The 20,815-nt window shown below is 42.2% G+C and carries 13 protein-coding genes and 1 tRNA gene; 5 read left to right on the top strand and 9 right to left on the bottom strand.

Features of this window, described 5'->3' with window-relative positions; all coding sequences use genetic code 11:
• Positions 1 to 102 precede the first annotated feature (102 nt).
• From BF9343_RS10745 to BF9343_RS10765, 5 genes are all read left to right on the top strand, one after another.
• Complete coding sequence (locus tag BF9343_RS10745) at positions 103 to 4,578, top strand: DUF5113 domain-containing protein (protein ID WP_041926325.1); 4,476 nt, start codon at positions 103 to 105, stop codon at positions 4,576 to 4,578.
• A gap of 28 nt (positions 4,579 to 4,606) precedes the next feature.
• A complete protein-coding gene (locus tag BF9343_RS10750; RefSeq protein WP_005787590.1) occupies positions 4,607 to 5,335 on the top strand; it encodes a DUF5932 domain-containing protein in 729 nt (242 codons plus the stop codon).
• Positions 5,325 to 6,779 carry an AbgT family transporter gene (locus BF9343_RS10755; RefSeq protein ID WP_077687758.1) on the top strand — a complete coding sequence of 485 codons (1,455 nt, stop codon included), beginning with the start codon at positions 5,325 to 5,327 and terminating at the stop codon, positions 6,777 to 6,779. The genes BF9343_RS10750 and BF9343_RS10755 overlap by 11 nt, the downstream gene beginning before the upstream one ends.
• A 90-nt stretch (positions 6,780 to 6,869) precedes the next feature.
• Positions 6,870 to 6,943, top strand: a tRNA-Arg gene (locus BF9343_RS10760).
• Positions 6,944 to 7,122: 179 nt separating this feature from the next.
• The gene (locus BF9343_RS10765; RefSeq protein ID WP_010992937.1) at positions 7,123 to 8,286 is read left to right on the top strand and encodes a site-specific integrase; all 1,164 of its coding nucleotides are present in this window, start codon (positions 7,123 to 7,125) and stop codon (positions 8,284 to 8,286) included.
• A gap of 95 nt (positions 8,287 to 8,381) precedes the next feature.
• Here the strand turns inward: BF9343_RS10765 and BF9343_RS10770 are convergent, their stop codons facing one another.
• The 9 genes from BF9343_RS10770 to BF9343_RS10810 all read right to left on the bottom strand — a co-directional run bounded on the left by BF9343_RS10770 (position 8,382) and on the right by BF9343_RS10810 (position 20,815).
• Positions 8,382 to 8,783, bottom strand: coding sequence for a hypothetical protein (locus tag BF9343_RS10770; protein ID WP_010992938.1), 402 nt, complete (start codon positions 8,781 to 8,783; stop codon positions 8,382 to 8,384).
• Positions 8,784 to 8,899: 116 nt separating this feature from the next.
• Positions 8,900 to 9,505 carry a hypothetical protein gene (locus BF9343_RS10775; protein WP_010992939.1) on the bottom strand — a complete coding sequence of 202 codons (606 nt, stop codon included), beginning with the start codon at positions 9,503 to 9,505 and terminating at the stop codon, positions 8,900 to 8,902.
• 16 nt (positions 9,506 to 9,521) lie between these two features.
• On the bottom strand, positions 9,522 to 9,851 hold the full coding sequence (locus BF9343_RS10780) for a hypothetical protein (protein ID WP_010992940.1): 330 nt from the start codon (positions 9,849 to 9,851) through the stop codon (positions 9,522 to 9,524).
• A gap of 9 nt (positions 9,852 to 9,860) precedes the next feature.
• Positions 9,861 to 11,000, bottom strand: a complete 1,140-nt coding sequence (locus BF9343_RS10785) for a hypothetical protein (RefSeq protein ID WP_224223219.1) — start codon at positions 10,998 to 11,000, stop codon at positions 9,861 to 9,863.
• A gap of 133 nt (positions 11,001 to 11,133) precedes the next feature.
• Positions 11,134 to 12,219, bottom strand: coding sequence for a hypothetical protein (locus tag BF9343_RS10790; protein ID WP_010992942.1), 1,086 nt, complete (start codon positions 12,217 to 12,219; stop codon positions 11,134 to 11,136).
• Positions 12,219 to 17,222, bottom strand: a complete 5,004-nt coding sequence (locus BF9343_RS23950; protein ID WP_010992943.1) for a tail fiber domain-containing protein — start codon at positions 17,220 to 17,222, stop codon at positions 12,219 to 12,221. Before BF9343_RS23950 ends, BF9343_RS10790 begins: the two co-directional genes overlap by 1 nt.
• 1 nt (position 17,223) lies before the next feature.
• Complete coding sequence (locus tag BF9343_RS10800) at positions 17,224 to 18,354, bottom strand: hypothetical protein (protein ID WP_010992944.1); 1,131 nt, start codon at positions 18,352 to 18,354, stop codon at positions 17,224 to 17,226.
• Entirely contained in the window at positions 18,351 to 18,575 is a 225-nt protein-coding gene (locus tag BF9343_RS10805; RefSeq protein WP_005795476.1) for a hypothetical protein, read from the bottom strand. The genes BF9343_RS10800 and BF9343_RS10805 overlap by 4 nt, the downstream gene beginning before the upstream one ends.
• A gap of 41 nt (positions 18,576 to 18,616) precedes the next feature.
• The gene (locus tag BF9343_RS10810; protein ID WP_010992945.1) at positions 18,617 to 20,815 is read right to left on the bottom strand and encodes a hypothetical protein; all 2,199 of its coding nucleotides are present in this window, start codon (positions 20,813 to 20,815) and stop codon (positions 18,617 to 18,619) included.

The raw sequence follows: 20,815 nt of genomic DNA on the forward strand, positions 1-20,815 counted from the left end.
ATAATTTGCGCGCAAAGGTATGAATTATCTAGGCATTTTAAAAGACTTATTGTAGAAAAAATTGTAGTTTTGCTACCTAAACACTAATTGTATCTGAAAGAAATGAATCCGCGTTTGCTTATACCACTCTTCTGTATGTTGTTGTTGACGACATTTTTCTCTTGTGTCGATACAGCTCCGACTAAGGAGGTACAGCACATTGATTCGCTAAATTCACGGGCTTATATGTACCGGTATAGAGATCTGGATTCTTCCTGCAAGGCTGCATCGCAAGCGTACAAAGAAGTTAGCATGTACAGTCAGGGGAAAGCGGAAGCATCCAATAATCTTGCTTTTTGCGCTTTTATGCGGATGGATTTTGATACAGCTGAACGCCTGCATAAAGGGGTATATGACCTGACGAAAAATGAATTGGAACTTTTGATTGCCGACATCGGATTGATGAAAATTTATCAGCGGACGGCCATGAACAAGGAGTTTTATGACTACCGGAACAGTGCAATCAGGAGGATGAAGCGGATTGATGAAGAAAATAATCTGTTTGTCGACCGTCACGAGAGTGCCCGATTGGATTATGCCTTTACAGAGTTTTTTATCGTTTCGGCAGTTTATTACTATTATCTGCAACAACGTACCGAGGCTATGGCTTCGCTGAATGAAATACAATTAAATGAAGACTTGGCGACTGATACAAATCAAATTCTTTATTTCCATTATATAAAAGGTTCGGCCGGACTGTGTGAGGGTAAAACACCGGATGAACGAAAACTTGAAGAATTCGATGAGTTATATACAACCTGGAAAATGGCGTCGGAGCAAGGATATTTGTATTTTGAAGGAAATGGTTTGCAAGGACTCACCAATTTAATGGCATCTCAGGAGAGTTATGAACTATTTCTGAACAGGCGTTCACACGCTCTGACAAGGTTCGGCATACCAGTGGATTCATTGTTACCGTTGCGTTTGGGGCAGATGGCACTGGAACGTTTTCGCAAATATAACGATCTTTATCAGATAGCGGGTGCGTATGTGTCGATCGGTAAATATTTGAATGCCCACGGACGGTATACAGAAGCATTGGATACATTGGCAAAAGCTTTGGACTGTGTGAACCAACATCATATGTCATACTATCATTCTGTGGCGGATACGCTCGACAAGTTACAGGTGTTTGTTCCTAATAAAGATGTGGCATATACAGAAGTAACCTGGCTTGGAAAAGAAAAGGTGAAAACCGTGCCGGAATGGATTTCCAGAATACGCGAACAGTTGAGTGTATCGTATGCTTGCCTGGGAATGAAACCGGCGTCGGATTATAACAGAAATGTTTATTTGGATATTTTGCGGTATACCCGTCAGGATAAAGAATTGGAAAGCCGCTATCTTTCATTAGAACAAGAGTCCAGACAATTGAACGTGGTATTGTTTTTCGTGATTATAGGACTTATACTGGTGACTGCCATGTTTTGGCTATTCAATAAGAGATCAAAAGTACGGAACCGGATACATATTGCACGTCTACGGCAGACTTTGGATGTTTGCCAGAAAATCACAGCTTCCATACCGGTGGATGTAACAGATGAAAGTGAAATCGTATACGCTATCTCGGAATCTATTCAACCGGATATGGAGCAATTGTTCGGTGCTACAGAAATCCGTATCGGGATAAGAAATGAAGAAACGGGAGATATCGAATTTAATGAAGAATGTGAGAGTGAACAGACAGATGAACCCAAGTCGATCGGAGAGGTTGGTATCGGGTCAGTATTTAATCTGTATGTACCTGATAAAACGGAATCGATCGGGATTCTGAAACTATTTACCCGTCATCGCCTGAATAAGGATGAGCAGGCATTGGTGAAAGTTATCACTCCCTATATTGCCTGGGCATTGGACAATGGAATGACATTTATTTCATTGGGGGATGAACGGAATAAGTTGGAAAAACAAAGGTACGTCTACGAACAGCATATTGCCGGGAACAAACGGCAGAACCTGATAAAAAAATCATGTCTGGCCATTGTGGATGGAATCAATCCGTATATAGACCGAATTATCAATGAAGTTCATAAATTGACGGAAAAGGGCTTTATAAACAACGATCGGATAAAGAAAGAAAAGTATCAATACATCGACGAGTTGGTAACTACAATCAATGAATATAATGATATATTGGCTTTGTGGATTAAGATGAAACAAGGTTCGCTTAGTCTGAATATAGAGAATTTTGAATTGAACGAACTCTTTGAATTGATAAGTAAAGGACGTAAAGCCTTTGAAATGAAGAAACAAAGGCTTGAAATAGAACCTACAAAGGCATTGGTGAAGGCTGATAAAGCGTTGACTTTGTTTATGATTAATACATTAGCCGAGAATGCCCGAAAATATACTCCGGAAGGGGGTATAGTGAAGATATATGCTAAGAGGACTGATGAATATGTTGAGATTTCCGTAGAGGATAACGGACGCGGACTTTCGACTGAAGATATAACGAAGATTATCGGTGAGAAGGTTTATGATTCCCAATCGATAGGGATGAAAGACAATCCGGATAAAGAAGAATTGAAGCGGAGTAAGGGCAGTGGCTTCGGATTGATGAACTGCAAGGGAATCATTGAAAAATATAAAAAGACCAATGATCTGTTCCGAATATGTACATTTAACATAGAAAGTACACCGGGCAAAGGCAGCCGTTTTTACTTCCGACTACCTCCCGGAGTCCGTAAAATAATCGGGATTTGTTTATGTCTGGTCGGATTGTTCGGCTTCTTCTCCTGTCAAGGCGAACCGATGCCTGAAAAACTGAAAGATATTCCGGTAGATTCCGTAACCTTAGCAGCTGAAGCTGAATATGAACGTCTGTTGGACGAAGCATCCAGATTTGCTGATACAGTTTATTATTGCAATGTTATAGAAAACTTTGAACTTGCGTTGCAGTATGCCGATTCAGCATTAAACCGGCTCAATGCACATTATAAAAAATATGCCCGTCATCCCCAACGATTTATGAAATTGGTGGGAAGTGGGATTCCGGCCGAACTGGAATGGTGGGTAGAACCTTATAATACGGATTTTCATGTGATACTTGATGTACGTAATGAAGCATCTGTCGCTTTTTTGGGACTTAAAAAGTTGGATGCTTATACTTATAATAATGTTGCCTATACGGCATTGTATAAATTGACAGGGGAAGATCAGTCATTAGAAGGCTATTGCCGGCAATTGGAACGCTCAACAACCAATAAAACGGTAGGAATTATCTTATGTATCCTCTTATTGGTGGCATCTCTCTGTGGCTACTATCTTTTGTATGTTCGTAAAAGGCTCTTGAACCGATTAAATCTGGAACAGGTCTTGGAAATCAATAAAAAGGTATTCGCTTCTTCATTAGTGCGCACACAGGAGTCGGCGGAAGCTTTACAACGCGAAGAAGATACATTGAAAGAGATACCGCAACGAATCGTAAACGAATCATTCGACTCGATGAATGAGCTGTTGACTATAGAATGTTTGGGGATTGCTGTTTATAATGAAATGGGACATCGGCTTGAATTTGCTTCCACTCCCCGTATGGATACACCTCCGGAAATCATACAGCAGTGTTTTGATAATCAGACTTATCTTTCGGACGGAGATATGCAAGCATTACCTTTGCTGGTTGATGCAGGAGGGAAACATCAGTGTGTCGGTGTATTATATCTGGAAAGACAGGAGGATAGTATGCAAGAAGCGGATCGTTTGTTGTTTCAGTTAATCTCCAGATATGTAGGCATTGTGGTGTTCAATGCGGTTGTCAGACTTGCCACAAAATACCGTGACATCGAAGCGGCACACGAGGAGACCAGGAGAGCTTCGTGGGAAGACAGTATGTTGCATGTACAGAATATGGTGTTGGACAACTGTCTCTCGACCATTAAGCATGAAACAATTTATTATCCAAACAAAATCAAACAGATCATCGGCAGGCTGAATACCCACTCCCTATCAGGAGAAGAGGAAAAGGAGTGTGTGGAGACTATCAGTGAATTGATAGAATATTATAAAGGAATCTTCAGGATATTGAGTTCTTGTGCTTCCCGACAACTGGAAGAAGTAACGTTCCGAAGGGCTACAATACCGGTTACGGATATAATGGCATATGCCGGCAAATACTTCAAAAGAATAAGTAGAGGGGTTGACTATAAGATAACATTGACTATAGAGCCCCTTGAAGCCAAAGTCATTGGAGATATCAATCAGTTGCGTTTTCTTATAGAGAACCTCATTGATGAAGCCCTTTCTTTCCATCAGGATGGAGAATTGGTTTTAAAAGCCATTATGGATGGAGAATATGTTCGTTTTTTGTTCACAGACAAAAGGCGTGAAAAGCAAGTAGAGGAACTGAATCAATTATTTTATCCGAATCTGGCACGTATGACTTCAGGAGAGAAAGGTGAACTACGAGGAACTGAATATCTGATCTGCAAACAAATTATTCGTGACCATGATGAATTTGCCGGAAGGCGTGGTTGTCGCATTAATGCAGAGCCGGCACAGGGAGGAGGATTCACGGTCTATTTTACAGTACCCAAAAGATAAAAAACTAAATATACATAGATAAAATAGTATGGAAGATAAGAAATTTAAAGTAATTATTGTAGAAGATGTAAAACTGGAACTGAAAGGAACAGAAGAAATATTTCGCCATGAAATACCCAATGCTGAGGTAATAGGTACGGCAATGACTGAAAATGAATTCTGGCCTTTGATGGAAACACAATTACCTGATATGGTGTTACTGGATTTGGGATTGGGAGGCTCTACAACAATCGGTGTCGATATATGCCGGAATATCTTTAAACGTTATCCGGGAGTGAGAGTCTTGATATTCACCGGAGAAATTTTAAATGAGAAGCTATGGGTAGATGTGCTGAACGCCGGAGCAGACGGAATTATCTTGAAAACAGGTGAATTACTTACCAAGACGGATGTACAGGCCGTAATGGATGGGAAGAAGTTGGTATTCAATTATCCGATTCTGGAGAAAATAGTGGAGCGGTTTAAAAAATCGGTGGCTAACGACGCTAAGCGTCAAGAGGCTGTCATCAGTTATGATATTGATGAATATGATGAACGTTTCCTCCGCCATCTGGCGTTGGGGTATACCAAAGAAATGATAGCTAACCTAAAGGGTATGCCTTTCGGAGTGAAATCGTTAGAGAAGCGGCAGAATGATCTGATCGGAAGGTTGTTTCCACAGGGTGAACGGGTAGGAGTAAATGCAACCAGACTGGTGGTCCGTGCATTAGAACTTCGTATAATTGATTTGGACAATCTGGAAGCAGATGAAGAGTAAATGGCGTATGCCACATCCGGCAACGATGTTCTTCCTGTTTACGCTGGCAGTCATCTTTCTATCCTGGATATTCGATATTTATGGATTAAGGGTGCAACTACCACAGACAGGAGCAGAGATTCGTGTACAAAGTCTGCTGAGTCCGGAGGGTATTCGCTGGATGTTGCGAAATGCAATTACTAATTTCACAGGATTTGCACCATTGGGAATGGTGCTAATAGCAATGTTTGGTATCGGGGTAGCTCAACATTCCGGTTTTATTGATGCTTGTGTCCGGCAAGGGGTGAAAAATCGAAAAAATACCAAGAGGATCATCCTGTGGGTGATTATTCTTGGATTGCTATCGAATATAGTAGGAGATGCAGGTTATATAATATTGCTTCCGATAGCAGCCACTTTGTTTTATTCGGTAGGATTAAATCCGGTAGCGGGAATTATTACCGCATATGTTTCGGTTTCCTGTGGCTACAGTGCCAATGTAGTGCTGAGCACCATGGACCCATTAATTGCCCGTACGACACAGGAAGCAGCCATTGATTCCGGAGTATATCAGGGAAATACGGGACCATTGTGCAATTATTATTTTATGTCTGTCTCTACATTCGTCATCGGAGCCATAATTTACAGGATAACCTGCAAACGACTGATTCCTTCTCTGGGACAATATGAGGGGAAACAGATATTTGAAGGCTATAAACAATTGTCACGCAAAGAACGCCGGGCCATGACAATGGCAATCGTTATGGGAATGCTTTATGCTGCAATCATTTTATGGGCCACTTTTTCTTCCTGGGGTATCTTGCGTGGAGTAAATGGAGGGCTGATACGTTCACCATTCATTATGGGGATTTTGTTCTTATTGTCTCTGGGAGCTGCTATTATGGGAATGGTCTATGGGTTTAGTTCCGGACGCTACCGTTCGGATAACGATGTGATAGAAGGATTGGCACAACCCATGAAATTATTAGGTGGCTATCTCGTTATTGCCTTTTTTGCAGCCCAGATGTTTGCTTGCTTGGAATATTCACATTTAGATAAATGTGTGGCTATCATAGGTGCCAATTTACTGTCTTCTGTGCAGGCAGATCCTTTATGGACTTTGATTTTATTTATATTGTTCACCGCAACCATTAATCTGATTATGGTTTCTGCTACTGCTAAGTGGGCATTTATGGCATTTATCTTCGTACCGGTATTTGCACGAATGGGGATTGAACCGGATATGACACAATGTGCTTTCCGGATAGGTGACAGCGCAACTAATGCTATCACTCCATTCATGTTCTATATGCCTTTAGTGTTGACCTACATGCAACAGTATGATAAGCAAGCCACTTATGGTTCACTCTTAAAATACACTTGGCGATATTCGGTATATATACTGATAGGCTGGACAATGTTACTTTTTATTTGGTACTTAACTGGCTTACCTTTAGGATTATAGAATATATATGTGAAAATGTAAGTAAAAAAAGACACAGATTTTTTTGGAGATTTCAGAAAAAGCACTACCTTTGCACTCGCAATGAAGGATGGTTCCGTAGCTCAGCTGGATAGAGCAACGCCCTTCTAAGGCGTGGGTCAAGCGTTCGAATCGCTTCGGAATCACAACGTAAAGGCAAGTAGTCTATAAAAAGACTGCTTGCCTTTCGTCATTTTGCTGGTTATCAAACACTTAGTACCACATCATTTCAGGTCAAAATCGTGCAAATTTCTTCAAAAAGGTAGAAAACAAATAGAAAACATGCCCTAATTAAGGTATGGTAGAAAGAATTTAGAAAACAAAAATGATCATAAGAATAGTCCAAAATATACAGAGAATCAATAAAGAGGGTAATGCTCCCCTATATATATCCTTTTATTTAGGAAAGGAAAAAGTTGTTATACCTTGTAAGTTATCTGTGCCTACAACTAAATTTGATTCTAAAACAGGAATGCTCAGAGGTACTAATAAGGAAGCAAAAGATATTAATCTCATCATAGAACGGTTGAAAGCAAAAGTTAATGATATTCTCGTTAAGCATAGGCTCAAAAATCTCACACTGAATAAAGAAGCTTTCATGAGGGAATATAACAACCCTTCAGATTTTAAATCCTTTCATGACTTTGTAGCATCTTATATGAAGACTTACAGTAGGAGATTAGAAATAGGAACATTTCGACATCACAAAAGTTGTATGAGAAAGTTTAAAGAGTATTGTGAAGGCTTACAGTTTCATGAACTAACAGAAGATTTCCTCAGAGACTATCTAATTTATATGAAAAAAACTCTATGCAACGCAGATTCAACGGCCCAACGTAATTTATCAACCATAAAAATATATGTATCTGCGGCTATAAAAAAGGGGTATATGGAAAATGATCCTTTTAAGGATTTTGGTGTAAAGAGAATAAAAAGTAATATTGACTATCTCACCGAAGAGGAATTGATAAAGTTCATTAGTTTATACTATGATAGAAGATTACCTGAACGTTTAGAACGAACATTAGGTTTCTTTTTATTTATGTGTTTCACCAGTTTGCATATTTCTGATGCTCGACATGTCTGTCTTGAACAAATTAATAATGGAATACTTACTTATTATCGGATTAAAAATAGAAATTGCAAACCGGAAGCAATAAAAATACCACTTTCAATTCCGGCGTTCAAGATCATAGAGGAACTCCAAGGAAAAAGAAAAGAAGGACACCTCTTTACTTCATTGCAATGTGATCAGGTTGTTAATAGGCAAATTAAAGAGATCGCATCCATATTAGAGATAAAGAAAAAAGTGTCAGCCAAAACAGGTAGGCATACTTTCGCTACTATATTTCTGAAAAAAACAAAGGATGTAGCGACATTGCAAAAGTTATTAGGACATAGTAATTTGAAAGAAACAATGATCTATGCACATGTACTTGATGAAAGCAAGCAGGAAGGAATGCAATGCTTCAACAGCTTCGCTATTTAATTGTACTTTTGTGCGGTTAAGAGTTATCCTTCTGATAAATAAAAAGATGCGGGCGCACAATATTTGTACAACTCAGTACAACGCCCGCACTATTTTTACTTCATTAACAAATCCCATCCGGCTTCAATATCTGCCATGACTGCGGGAACTCCGTTTTCTACTTGGCTGATGGCCGAGGCAAAGGCACACATTGTAGCTTTGTCGTCGATGTCTGGAATATAAGTAGATGGTACCTGCATTTCACTGCATACACGGGTAATATATCCTGATGTATTGTTTTCACAGGGTGGTGCATATCTGTTTATAAACTCAGCAATAGTCTGTCGGTTATGCAGTTTCCGGTAGTTTTGCAGTATCTTGATCAAAGCACGATAGCCGTATGCCATCGAAATAAATTGCTTAAAACTTTCGTCTTGGCTGGGTACAATCTCACCTTGCCATTTATCCCGGTCATGTCTAATATTACCGGGATTGTTGTTTCGTAATCCTCTACTCATTTTCTTGTTTTTTCTAAATGTTAATCATATATTTACAGCGCCTTTGTCAACCAAATATCAATTGAAGTACCATCTTATAAACTGTACGATTCGTGAGAACCGTGCAGTTTTATTTTTTAGTCAATGAACTCTTCATACAGTACCTCCATAAAATCGGCGCTTTTCATTGATCCGGGAATGATCATATTCTTACCGTTATAGGGCATACACAGATCAAGATTATAGCTTTCAGCGGTATTGACATTCAGAATTTCATCGAACTCTTTCTGAGTAAATTTCTTTTCTTCCATCTCCACCTCTTCATCCAACTTCTCAGATTTGAAGTTAGTGACCTCTTCCATATACTTGTTGAAAATTGGCATGAAAGCTTCATGCTTGTCGTATTCCTCTTCAGTGAGGGCAGATTTTAGCATTTCAGGAGTGAGGTTACGAATGTCCTTATCCCCACGGGCCTTGTTTTCCAGTTCGTCGATTTCCTGAAGTTGTTTATCATAACCTTCCGGCTTCAGCCCTTCACGGGCTTCCTTTACATCCTCTTCAAACTGTTTACGAAATTTGCCGTAATAAATACGGGTCATCATCACTTTAGATTTGAGCTCTGCCGGCAGTTCCTTATCTTTATAAGCAAGAAGAACGGCTTTCAGGATAGATGCCTTCTTAATTGCATCACTGAGTTTCACTTTCACGATTTTCTTTTCTGTTTTTGTTTCTTGATTTTCCATTGATTCTGTTTTAATGTTATTCTACGATAGTGTTAAATATCATACCGGATACGGCCTGTTCGACAGCTTTCTCAAATTCGATGCCGGCTGTCAGAGCCCGGTCCCGTTCCGGTTCATTCTCCTCAGATGGATTGACCATATCGTTCAGTCCACGGGTAACCGTAAAGGAATACTTGAAAGGTGCCATGGCGTTCGAATCTGTTTTTTGTACGGAAGCGTCAATGCGCTTGATCCGTTTACTGTCGTTATAGACTTCGACCGTTCCGGATACTTTAAATCCGTTGATCTCTTTCTCCACTTTCATTGAAGTGGTTACATTACTGATTTTTGTTTCTTGATTTTCCATTATTCTAATTTATTTGGCTCTAAAGAAAATAGAGCCGGATTGATAATTGTCTCCTAAGTATCTCGCTGTATAGTTTACATAGTTATTTTGAGAAGTCTGTACACGAGTAAATGATTGAGAGTTGAATGTATACGACTCTCCCTGTGACAGCATTTCTCCAATCGGGGCAGGAGATAAAGACTCACCCATACCACCGAGGAAAGCACCAATCGGATCAGACTCAAGGAATACTGAGAATCGGGCTTTCTCCCATGCTCCTTTAATAGACGTGAATGTACATTCCAAATGATATTCATTCGCAAAGTCATTAACGACCTTATAATCAAATTTAAAGCTGTTCGGTACAGGCTTGGCAAGGGTCTTGACCATGTAAGCTGTCTCTAAAGGACCCTGATTCATTGAAAACAGAGTCACATTTATACTACTGTAAGACTGCTCTGAAGCTTCAGCGTAGGAAGCAACCATATAAACATCCACTTTACCGTCCGGCCAATTCGGAACATCCAGTACCACTGCATATTCTTGTTGCTGCATCTCCATAACGGACCTGTTCAGTGTACGGAATCGAAGTTCTCCGTTTGCCTGGTGCCTTACCACCACACCCATATAAGCCCTGCTGATATCAGCTATATTATTAATGGATATCTCAGCATTCTGCCTTAGCAGGATGGAGCATCTGAATTGCGAATTGGGATACAGGCCGGGGTCCGGATGCATCGAAAACAGGTGTGGGGCTTTAGGATTATAGCCTGCATAATCTGAAATTCTCAACGGACTGCCGCTACCGCCGGGAAAATCCCATGACCAAGGAGACATGGGGGAACCCACAGCCGGAAGAGAGCCGGTCGGAGGAAGGATGATACCGAAATTCCCATTATCAGCTTTCCACCAGGCATCGGCATCCGTTACAAACTGTTTGTTGAATTTAACGGGCTTCTTCAAAGAGAAGATGTTCACATTCGCCCGAACCCCAAAATAATCGCTTGAGTTATCCCCGACGCTACCACCGTTTGCGTTCAGGGTATCACGAACATCAAGATTCGTGAAACGGTCAGGAATAACATTATAAACAGCCATCCTCACCTCCTTTCCGAAGGAAAGTAACACTGCCAGACAAAGCGATATCGCCAGTTTCACCGTTATAGACATAATCACCTTCAATTAGTTTTTCATACTCAAAATCCTCTTTCTTTTGTTGTAAGGAGATTTTATCCCCCCCCCCATTTTGTAACCATATTTTACAATAAGGTTACCTTCAATAAATAGTTTTACTCTTTCCATATCATTCAAATCTAAAATAGCATGTAAAATGATAATAATCATTAGCAGGAAGGGCCGGAACATCCGGCATAGAGACCGGTGTTCTGAAGTTGACGGACTCACCTGCCATCCAGTCGTTTCCTAAGCGTGTCGGTGTAGTGGAAGATGTTATGCTTTGTGCTTTCTCGGCAACAGTAACACCGTCACTTGCACGGGTCGCAACGACTTTTACCGACTTTAAATAGTAATTATTGTCCAGTCTGCTTATTAAGCGGCCCTCTTGAAAGAGACTTCCGGAGTTGATAATCGCCGTACCGATTAAAGATATCTTTCTCGCTTCGATAATGCTGAGTCCAAGGATGCCGAACGAGTAAACATCGGCATGCGGGGTGACGATATCAATGGTCGATTCATCAAAGCCGTCCTCTGCGTTCAAGCTGTAATAGGATTGTGTCGTTTCACCCTGCCAGGATGGAACCTGCGATGTACAGATGAATACCTTTATCCTGACTCCCGTCTTATCTGATTTCAAGAGCTCGCAATCGGATATATTCAGAGTTACCCCTCCATTGAAGATTGTAACCGAAAGCGTTTTAATAAGCGTCCGGGCTCCGTATGTGACAGCACATCCCAAATATGAATTAGATGGGAATATATCGGCCGGGACAACATTGTATGTTGAATCAAGTGATTTCAGCATCAACTTCACAACAGTGGCACTGCCGGAGGCAAGGATAAGTCCGGAGGGAAGCATGGTAGTGAATGGTACGGTAGCTTCCGGATTGTATCCGGCAAAATCACCGACACGCAGGTTGTACGATCCCTGAACAGGTATATCATAGGTGTAAGTTCCGGTCAGTAGCGCAATATCCGCTGCACAGGGGACATTGATACCGTAGTTTCCGGAATCGGCACGGAACCAGTTCGGGTCCTCCGTATTAAACATGATATTTCTTTTCACCGGTTTACGTTTGCTCCACATGTTAATGCGTGCAGCAGCTGAGAAATAGTTAAGCGAGTTATCGCCCACACTTCCACCATAAGCGTTCAGGGTATCGCGGATATCCAGGTTAGTAAACCGCTCAGGGATTCGATTATATACCGCCATTAAGCAGCCCTCCTTTCTAATTGTTCAATTCTGTTTCTCAATTTGATATTTTCCTTTTCCAAAGCATCCATTCTCAACTCCGTGTCCGACTTCCATTCATAGTCTGAAAGGAGATGATTCCGGAGGAACCGGGCTGCATGCACTGCATACACATATGCGCATACAGCATAGTCCATCGTTTTAAAATCGCTTGTCTCATGGGTCAGTTCCGGAAGGATCTGCTCGGTGTACTGAGCATAACCACCCACATGGAGAAGTCCGTCACGATCTCTCTTCTTGCTGTTCCAGCGGTAGTAGATAGTGGGTGAGTCTGCGATCTGATCCAATTGCAGGGTTACTTCACCCAGATAGGTTTTATAACGTGAGTCGGAACCCCAGGTTGAATAGCCGGAGACGTAGTGGTTACCGGTGAAACTCCAGTTACCGCCGCCATAGTCCATGATATAGGATTTTCCGGAACTGGAATTGGTTGAGGTTGATGTTCCCCACCACCAGTACATGTGATCATTGGAGTGTACACCGATACCAAAGGTATTGTCAGAAGCCCTCACTTCTATTCCTCCATGGTCTGACCTGCCCTGGAATACAGCATACACATTAAAACCTGATGCGCCTGAGCCGCCATAGATACCACTTACAGCAAGACCGCCATTAGTACTCAGGTGACCACCGGCATAAATCCTGCCACTTGCGTTAATACCTCCGGCGGTATGGATGGCATCGGAAGAGGTACTGCTGACATAGAACTGCTTACCGTTATAGACACGTACCCAGGTCGAATCTGTCATGTGGATACCACCGCCATAGGATTCACAATAGAATCCGTTACTTCCGCCGGCCCTGACCCAACCGGCAGAATATATATCAGAGGTAGTGCTAATTCTTCCGTTTGCATTTAAGGTACTGCAAGTCCAGGCGGCAGAAGAATGGTTTGAATTATAGCCGGTCCATATATGGTACATTGTGCCATAACTCGTAGCGTGATATTTTTGACTGCTTATATAAATAAGAGGAGCACCGCCCCTTGAGAAATGCAAAGCACACATATCCGGGACATCAGTACCCCCATATCCATTAATCCATAAAGTATCGCCCCAATATGAATCAGGATTAACGCCTGTCATAGCTACTTTGACCCCCATACTATTATTGAAATAGGTTTGAGGATTCGCCTGTTGTCCGCCGACATAGTTCGGAAGTATAAATGTGGCAGATGCGGAATTACCCATAAAATGGTTACCATACACATAGTTCCATAAGTGCCCGGCATCTCCCAAGCTATAGGTAGAACTACTATAAGGTAATACACTTCCATTCACAAACAAGCTATTAGCAAAATATAAACTTCTCGCAGGTTTAGTAATGAAATGTACATATGAATCATTTTCAGAGCCTATTTTGATTTCAATGCCATTATACCTGGAATAAAGGAAACCCGCATCAGCAATAAGGTTGCCTGCATATACATTACAATACCCGTTGTTATTGATGTTTCTGAAATTAAATTCGGCGGCATTATTAAGATATAATACAGCTGCCGTGATTCCTGGCTGGTGAAAACCAATTCCCGGTCCGATTGTGGAACCATTGCCATTGACCATCATCGAAGTAGTAGAATAGGTATGGCCGGTAGGTTCTCTAAAGTAAGAGGATATCATTCTGCCGGAAGTATTACCAAAATATCCTACTTGCTTTGCATTAGACATAAACTCAATAGTACCATCAGCAGATTCATTAAATCCCGTGTCATGATCTCCAATACAAAGACTATACGAAGGAGCGTCACCAAACTTTCTGTTAACGAATAATTTGCCATCCGAATCAAGGGTCATTTTGTAAGTATTGCCTGCATACCACCAGTCAAAAGAATAGGGATTCCTTATTCCGGCACCTACTGTCCAGACGGCATTACCGGCACCAACACCTGTGTTGGAGGTATAATATCCAATAGAGGATTCTTGCCCATTCCTATTAACTACTCCTACTTTACCTTGTGAAGTACCATTTGCTCTTACAAAGAAACCTTCATTATTGCTTCCCCCACATCTAATTTCCCAATTACCTGTAATACCAGCGAGTCCGGATGCTCCTCCGGAGGAGCCTACATGCCAGGTTGTATTAGATGAAATAAATTCAAGATATGCCCAATTACCATCTCTCGGTTTAATTTTAAGTCCAAGAGATTGACTTGATTCAAAAGTACCATGACTACCTATTCCTAACTTGATAATATCACTGCCATTCTCTACGATAGAATTATTAATTTCAGCATTGTAAACTGTTCCATTCTGGGTATTAAAATATCTGATATATATTGGTTCACTATTACCATGTTGTTCATAAATAACAGTTTTAATAGTATTCAGACTTGCAGCAGAGGCCCATTTTAATCCAGCATATTTAACACCATTATAAGTAAATGTACATGGTCTTGGTGCAGCTTCATAAACACTGTAACCAAGATACTCCGTACCAAAGTAAACATTAGTACTATTGTAAACTTTCTGTATACTGAATCTTACAGAACCATTAGCATAAATGCCATTATTTCTTTTATAAAACATTTCACCACTACAAGACGCTTCAGTAGTGGAGGGTGATAATTTGCATAATAATACTACCCAATATCCATAATCCTGGTAAATATCTTGATTAACAAAATATGGAGTTCCGAGTCTGTTAATATCTTCTACAAATGCAAGAGGCTTCCAATCTACTTGCCAGCTGCTTCCGATTCCGGCTCTATAATGAAGGTGTGAATCTTGGTTGGCAGTAGAAGAGGGACCGGCAAGTTGCCAGGCAGTATAATTTCCGTCCCATCCTCTCATATGTAATATACTCCACCAATCACCGGTAGGTGTTCCTTGCATCGAAAAATATGCAGTAGCCTTTTGAGATTCAAGTGTATTTGGCAATACCACTTCATTTCTTCTATCCGTAATATACATATTATCAGCCAACCATACTCTACTGTCTACAGAGCCATCACCATGCATTCTTGCATACCTGGTACTGTCAAGGCTACCATCTCCTTTTAAGAATACAGAAGAAGTACCGCCATACGGTATAAAACTTTTAGCTCTAATATCCGCCCATCCTATATTATTATCCCAAAATTCATAGTATTGGGTAGCGGTTCTTCCTGTTGTTCTAACTCCTACATAATTATCTGATAACATGAAGTACGTAGGTTCAGCCGATTTCAGGTCCGGCAATGTAATGACTCCGTTAGCCGCTTCATAGAGTGTGCCGTTCAACATAATGTTTCCACCACCGCTACTTCCACCGCCACCGATAACGGAAAGTTTGCCACCTTCTTTCGACAGAGTGGCCGGGTCGTAAGGTAGCAGGTCGAGAAGGGTCGGAGCAGTATAATCGCCCACCGCATTCCAGGTTGTGCCACCTGTGATTAACAGGTTACCATCCAGTTTCCAGACTTTATGTGTCGGATCGTAATCGAGCAGGCCACCGTTTACTTTCAGTCCGCCGGTGAAATTCTTTTCACCGGTAATCTCCTGAGCACCGGCAAGGGTGACGAAGGTATTCAAACGATCCTGTAAACCATTGATTTTGCTAATCTCTAAAGTGGGGATATCAGAGGCTATCAACCCTGATGCGGACGTTGCACGACCATAAGCGTCAACGGTGAGCTTGGTGTATGTACCGGCCTTTATTCCGGAAGGAGAAAGGGACAAGGTACGATCCGCAGACAAATCACCACCCCCGGAAAGACCGATTCCGGCAATGATGCTACGGGTTTTATCCGCTTTGACAGATAGAGCAGTAGCAAGGGTATCCGTTTCGGAGAATCCGGCCAGGAACGCTTCAAGTTCCTTCCATTTGTTGATTGTCGAGTCGGTATCTGATCCGGTGAGAAAGGTAAGCAGGGTATTGGCTATCTCTGTAACATTGCGATATCCTTCCGTAGTTGGGAGACCGGCTCCTTTCAAGGCATTAAGGTTCGTATTTACAAAGTTCTCTGTTGCATATCCGGCAAGAGCTGTACCCAGATGTGACTTGTCGATCTGTTGAGAACCACTTTTCAAGAGCGCGGTCCACATGGCGGATTCGTCGAAGCTTGAACCGGCACTGCCGATTACTGACAGCCGGCCGCCCTCTTTTGACAGGGTAGCCGGATCATAAGGCAGCAGATCAAGAAGGGTCGGAGCTGTGTATGTTCCATTGTCCCAGCCGAAAGTGATGCTGCCTGAGATCAGCATATTACCGTTCAGTTTCCAAACTCTTTCGGTCGGATCGTAATCGAGCAGGCCACCGTTCACTTTCAGTCCGCCGGTGAAATCTTTTTCACCGGTAATCTTCTGGGCACCGGCAAGGGTTACAAAGTTCTCTCTGACGAAGGTCTCCGTAGCGTAGCCGGTAAGAGCGGAGGAAGTGATATAGCCTTTATCTGTGACAAATTTCTCTGTCGCATAGCCGGTAAGAGCACCGGACAAATGTGACTTGTCGATCTGCTGAACACCTTCTGTACCGAGGACACCCCACATGGCCAATTCATCGAAGTCAGAACCGGCATTGATCACAGACAGTCGGCCGCCCTCTTTTGACAGGGTAGTCGGGTCGTAAGGGAGCAGATCGAGAAGAGTTGGTGCGGTGTATGTGCCATTGTCCCAACCGAAAGTAATGTTACCTGAGATCAGCATATTACCGTTCAGTTTCCAAACTCTTTCGGTCGGGTCATATTCTATCAGACCACCATTTAAAGTTAACTTTTTTAGGAAAGCTTCGCCTTTTTGCGTGATTCTGTAGGGATCATCCCCGCTGCTAAATTCGACACCTCCCAGAAGACGAAGTAAAAAATTGGTTTCGTCTATCTGCTTTTTACTGATAAAGATATCTTTTAAACCATCAGTAGAAACTTTCTTTAATCCTTCATTCAACCAGTATAGCACTTCTGCCACATGCCGGTTAGAGACACTGTGCTTGAGTACTGCTTTGTCAATGTAGTCAATGAGTTCATCTATAACTTGTTGCTGATCGGCCATATCAATTAAATTGAGGTGTGAACTGTTCGGTATGTATACGGGGATTTCCTATTTCGTCCTCTGAAAGTGATCCGGTGTAACGAACATCGGAGTCAACGAAATGAAGAGTCATTTTAATACTTTCCGGTACAGTGGAGCGTATGGCATGGGTGAGGTTGTCGGCTACGGCATTTACCCTGATGTTTCGTCCGGAAAGTCCGAGTATCTTTATGTCATCGGAAGCAAGCATATCCATTAAATGCACAAGCTCTTCGGTATTGCGATATCCGGATTCTACCTGAAGCTTGTCACGGGCAGACTGTCGCTCGCGGGCCTCGATATAGTCATCAATGCTTTCATCGTAAATCTGATAAGTGGAGTCGGACTCAATTTCAGACTCGATGTTACCGATACCGGTGACTTCAATGCGTTCATAGGCTCCATAGGAGTTGAGAAATTCAAGTAAATAACGTTCACGGGATACTGTTCCGGGAGTGATGACAATAGTACAACTTTTGATTGATCCGGAATAGATATCGAAAACAGAAGCTAACTTTTGATTAGTTTGAAACAGTTTTTGCCGGAGCCGATATAGGTTAAGGGCTACCGGCTGTCCGGCTGTTCCGGACAAAGAGGTTTCAATGCCGGCTGCAACTATTTTTAATGCACCATCCGGATAAAGGAAAGGAATAGGTAGGAGTTCGGTTTCTCGGATGGTGATGATCCGCCCGTTGGTACGGGTGGTTTTGAAGAAATTGACCGATGAATTGAGCAGCTTCCAAGTGAATATATTGCTATTTTCATCTAACAGACGGCGTAATAGCCGCTTGCTGATACCTCCGATAACTGCTTTCAGAGAAAGAGTTTTAGTTTCTCCCTGGGTGTTTTGGACACTAATGGCAATATCTGTAGCTGAAGTAGAATCGGCCAGTAATATATCAGTGGATTCGTTAAGCAGATGTTTGGGACTGAGAATACCTGAAAGGATATCCTGAAGAAAAACAGAGAACTCACCTTCACCACTTCCGGAAAAGATGGTGCGGTCGGCCTGACGAATAGTGTAGCTGACTACTGAACTGGAGTTTATGGTCAGCTTAATGGGATTTCCGGCTAAAGCGATTGTAGACGGATATATGTTTGCTGTTAAACTCATAGTGCATTGTAATTAGTTTGTATAATGGTACCGGACACAGAAGAGGTCGCAGAGCAATACAATGCCAGGAACTCTTCCCGTTCCGGAGTGGGGGTGGTGATGAAACGGAAAAATTCATCGGTTGTAGCCCCGGAGGAACTTGTAAATTTCCGGTAAGCGGCAAGCAATGCAGTTACATTGCTTGTCTCAATTGCTGCTGTGATGGTCTTATCGTCATTCATGTTGCAAATATGATGTTTTGATCATGTGCGGCAAAGGACAACTAAAGCAGTTCTGCTTTAACGGAAAGCCCGTAAGTAATGGCATAGTGTACGCCTCCGTATTCTTTATCTTTCCAGATGATATCACCTTGAGATGTCTGACCATTGGGAACCCGGACCTTATAGTAAAGGTCGAAACTGTAATTGATTTCTTTGATGAAGAACTCTTTGCCGGCTTCATAATCTTCTTGAGTCGGTACAGTAAATGGTATCTCAATATCCGAAACCTGATCACTTACCTCGTTTTTACGTAGCACTCCGAGCCATTGCGCCGGTGGGGTAATAGCCTTCTTCCACTCCTCGACTTGTGCCCGTATCTTGAGTTCTACTATGTTTTCACGATTATTGTGAAACGCCCATTTGTAGAGTTGCTCAATCGTTTGTATTCCTTGTTCTGCATCCAAATCTAAATCGGTTTTCCCGACAGGAATCAGGAGACGAAGGGTACGAAAACGGACAGTAGCCGGACGTGAAAGCAGTTTAGGTAATGTATAGCGCACTGTATCAAGCAGTAATCGTTGGCCATCTATATTGATCGTTTGACTGAAATCAATATTGAGTAATTGAATTGGATTCAAGTGTACGGGCACTTCAACTGTATGATTGGAATGTCGGAGAATAGCGTCAAATCCCTTCCAAAAACGGGAGAACAGGCCATTATCACCAATAAAGGTCATGGAGATATCGAACGTGTGACCGTTGATGACAATAGCTTCACCGCCGGGTGTGTAACATCTTGGCGATCCATAGGGGTAGGGAGTGGATGCACGGGGCATGGAAAAGCAAAAGCATAGAGGAGTTTGGGTGTTTTGCTCCTCTGACAGTTCTACGCTGGCGCTGGAAATATTGGTATATTTGTGTACTTTTCCCAGGAGATAGGCGGGACAAACCGGTTGGTCATCAGGGTAAGAACCTTTCATCGGCAGGCATTCATCAATAGAGGATATCTCCATATAACTGATGTTCGCTCCTTTATCCCAGGGGAAGAAGTCGGAGCTGCGGGCTTCACGAACTCCGGTCAGATTGTTACGGACATAGTAAAAACCATCCCATAAAGAATAGGTGAGATATCCTTTTGCTGTGTTACTTGACAAGACATGGCCAAAGGGTTTGAGAAATTTGTCGAGTGAGTCTCTGGTAGGAGCAGCTACTAAATTGGTATAAGGACCGGAGATATTGGTCGATGCGGAAAGTTTGAGTTGCTGTGCAGCGGCATAGTTGATAACAGGACGGGCCGACTTGAGCAGGGACCAATTCAGTGAGTCCGTAGCTGAGATGATATCTTTGATAAATTTGAGATTAACGGTTTTATTTTTTCCATCAACAAAATACACCATACCAAAGCGACAGTAGAGGGCTTGCAGGAACTCGTTAATCGTGCAATCGGGTAGAAGGTCAGAGTAATCAATGAAGCCCTTGACTATGCTGTCGGCCATGTTGTTCAGAACTACCAGACGGGAGAGTTGACGGTGGGTTGAGAATGGACTTTCAAGGACCGTATAACCGTACCGGACGAATATAAAATTGAGTATCCAAGATACTTTTAAAAATGGGCTGATGGCATAACCTTCGGGAACGGAAGTAAGGACGGGTTCATTATTGATAAGGAATGTTTCTTGCCTGGCAGCTCCCTGAAGGGAGTAGGTACCGGTCTCTGATTTAGCTATTTTATTGATGTATTCGGGGTAGTAAGTGCTGGTTTCCGTACCGTTCACGGTTGTTGTATGTGATGGCATGGCTACACAAATGGGAAAGACGGAAAGAGCATCGTCTACGGTTGTTTCATTCATAATAGAATTGAGCAGGCTGATGACTCCGGCCGTTCCCCCTTCGGGACGAATAACCGGAGCAGAGAGGGAACGGAGTGAAACAGCATTCCATTCCGAGTAGAGTTCAGACTCGTCAAAACCTATATTGGATACGATTCCTCCGGATTTGGAGGCCTGTGTGATGTTCATCTTACCTATTCGGTTGTAGACACCATCGGAGACGGTGACACGGGCATCCGGGGCAGGGGAGTAGGTACTATCCGGACGATGGACATGGGTGATCAGTGAAAGGTTGTTTCGGGAGGCAGGAAGCGTGGCAGGTACGGATTGTGAACCACGTTCGTTGTAAATAGGGGAGGTGTCTTCGATCTCGATGCTGAAATCGTTTTGAAGATCGAATATTCCTAATTGATTTTTTATCTTGAGTGACAT

The organism is Bacteroides fragilis NCTC 9343, from assembly GCF_000025985.1.
Lineage (GTDB): Bacteria > Bacteroidota > Bacteroidia > Bacteroidales > Bacteroidaceae > Bacteroides > Bacteroides fragilis.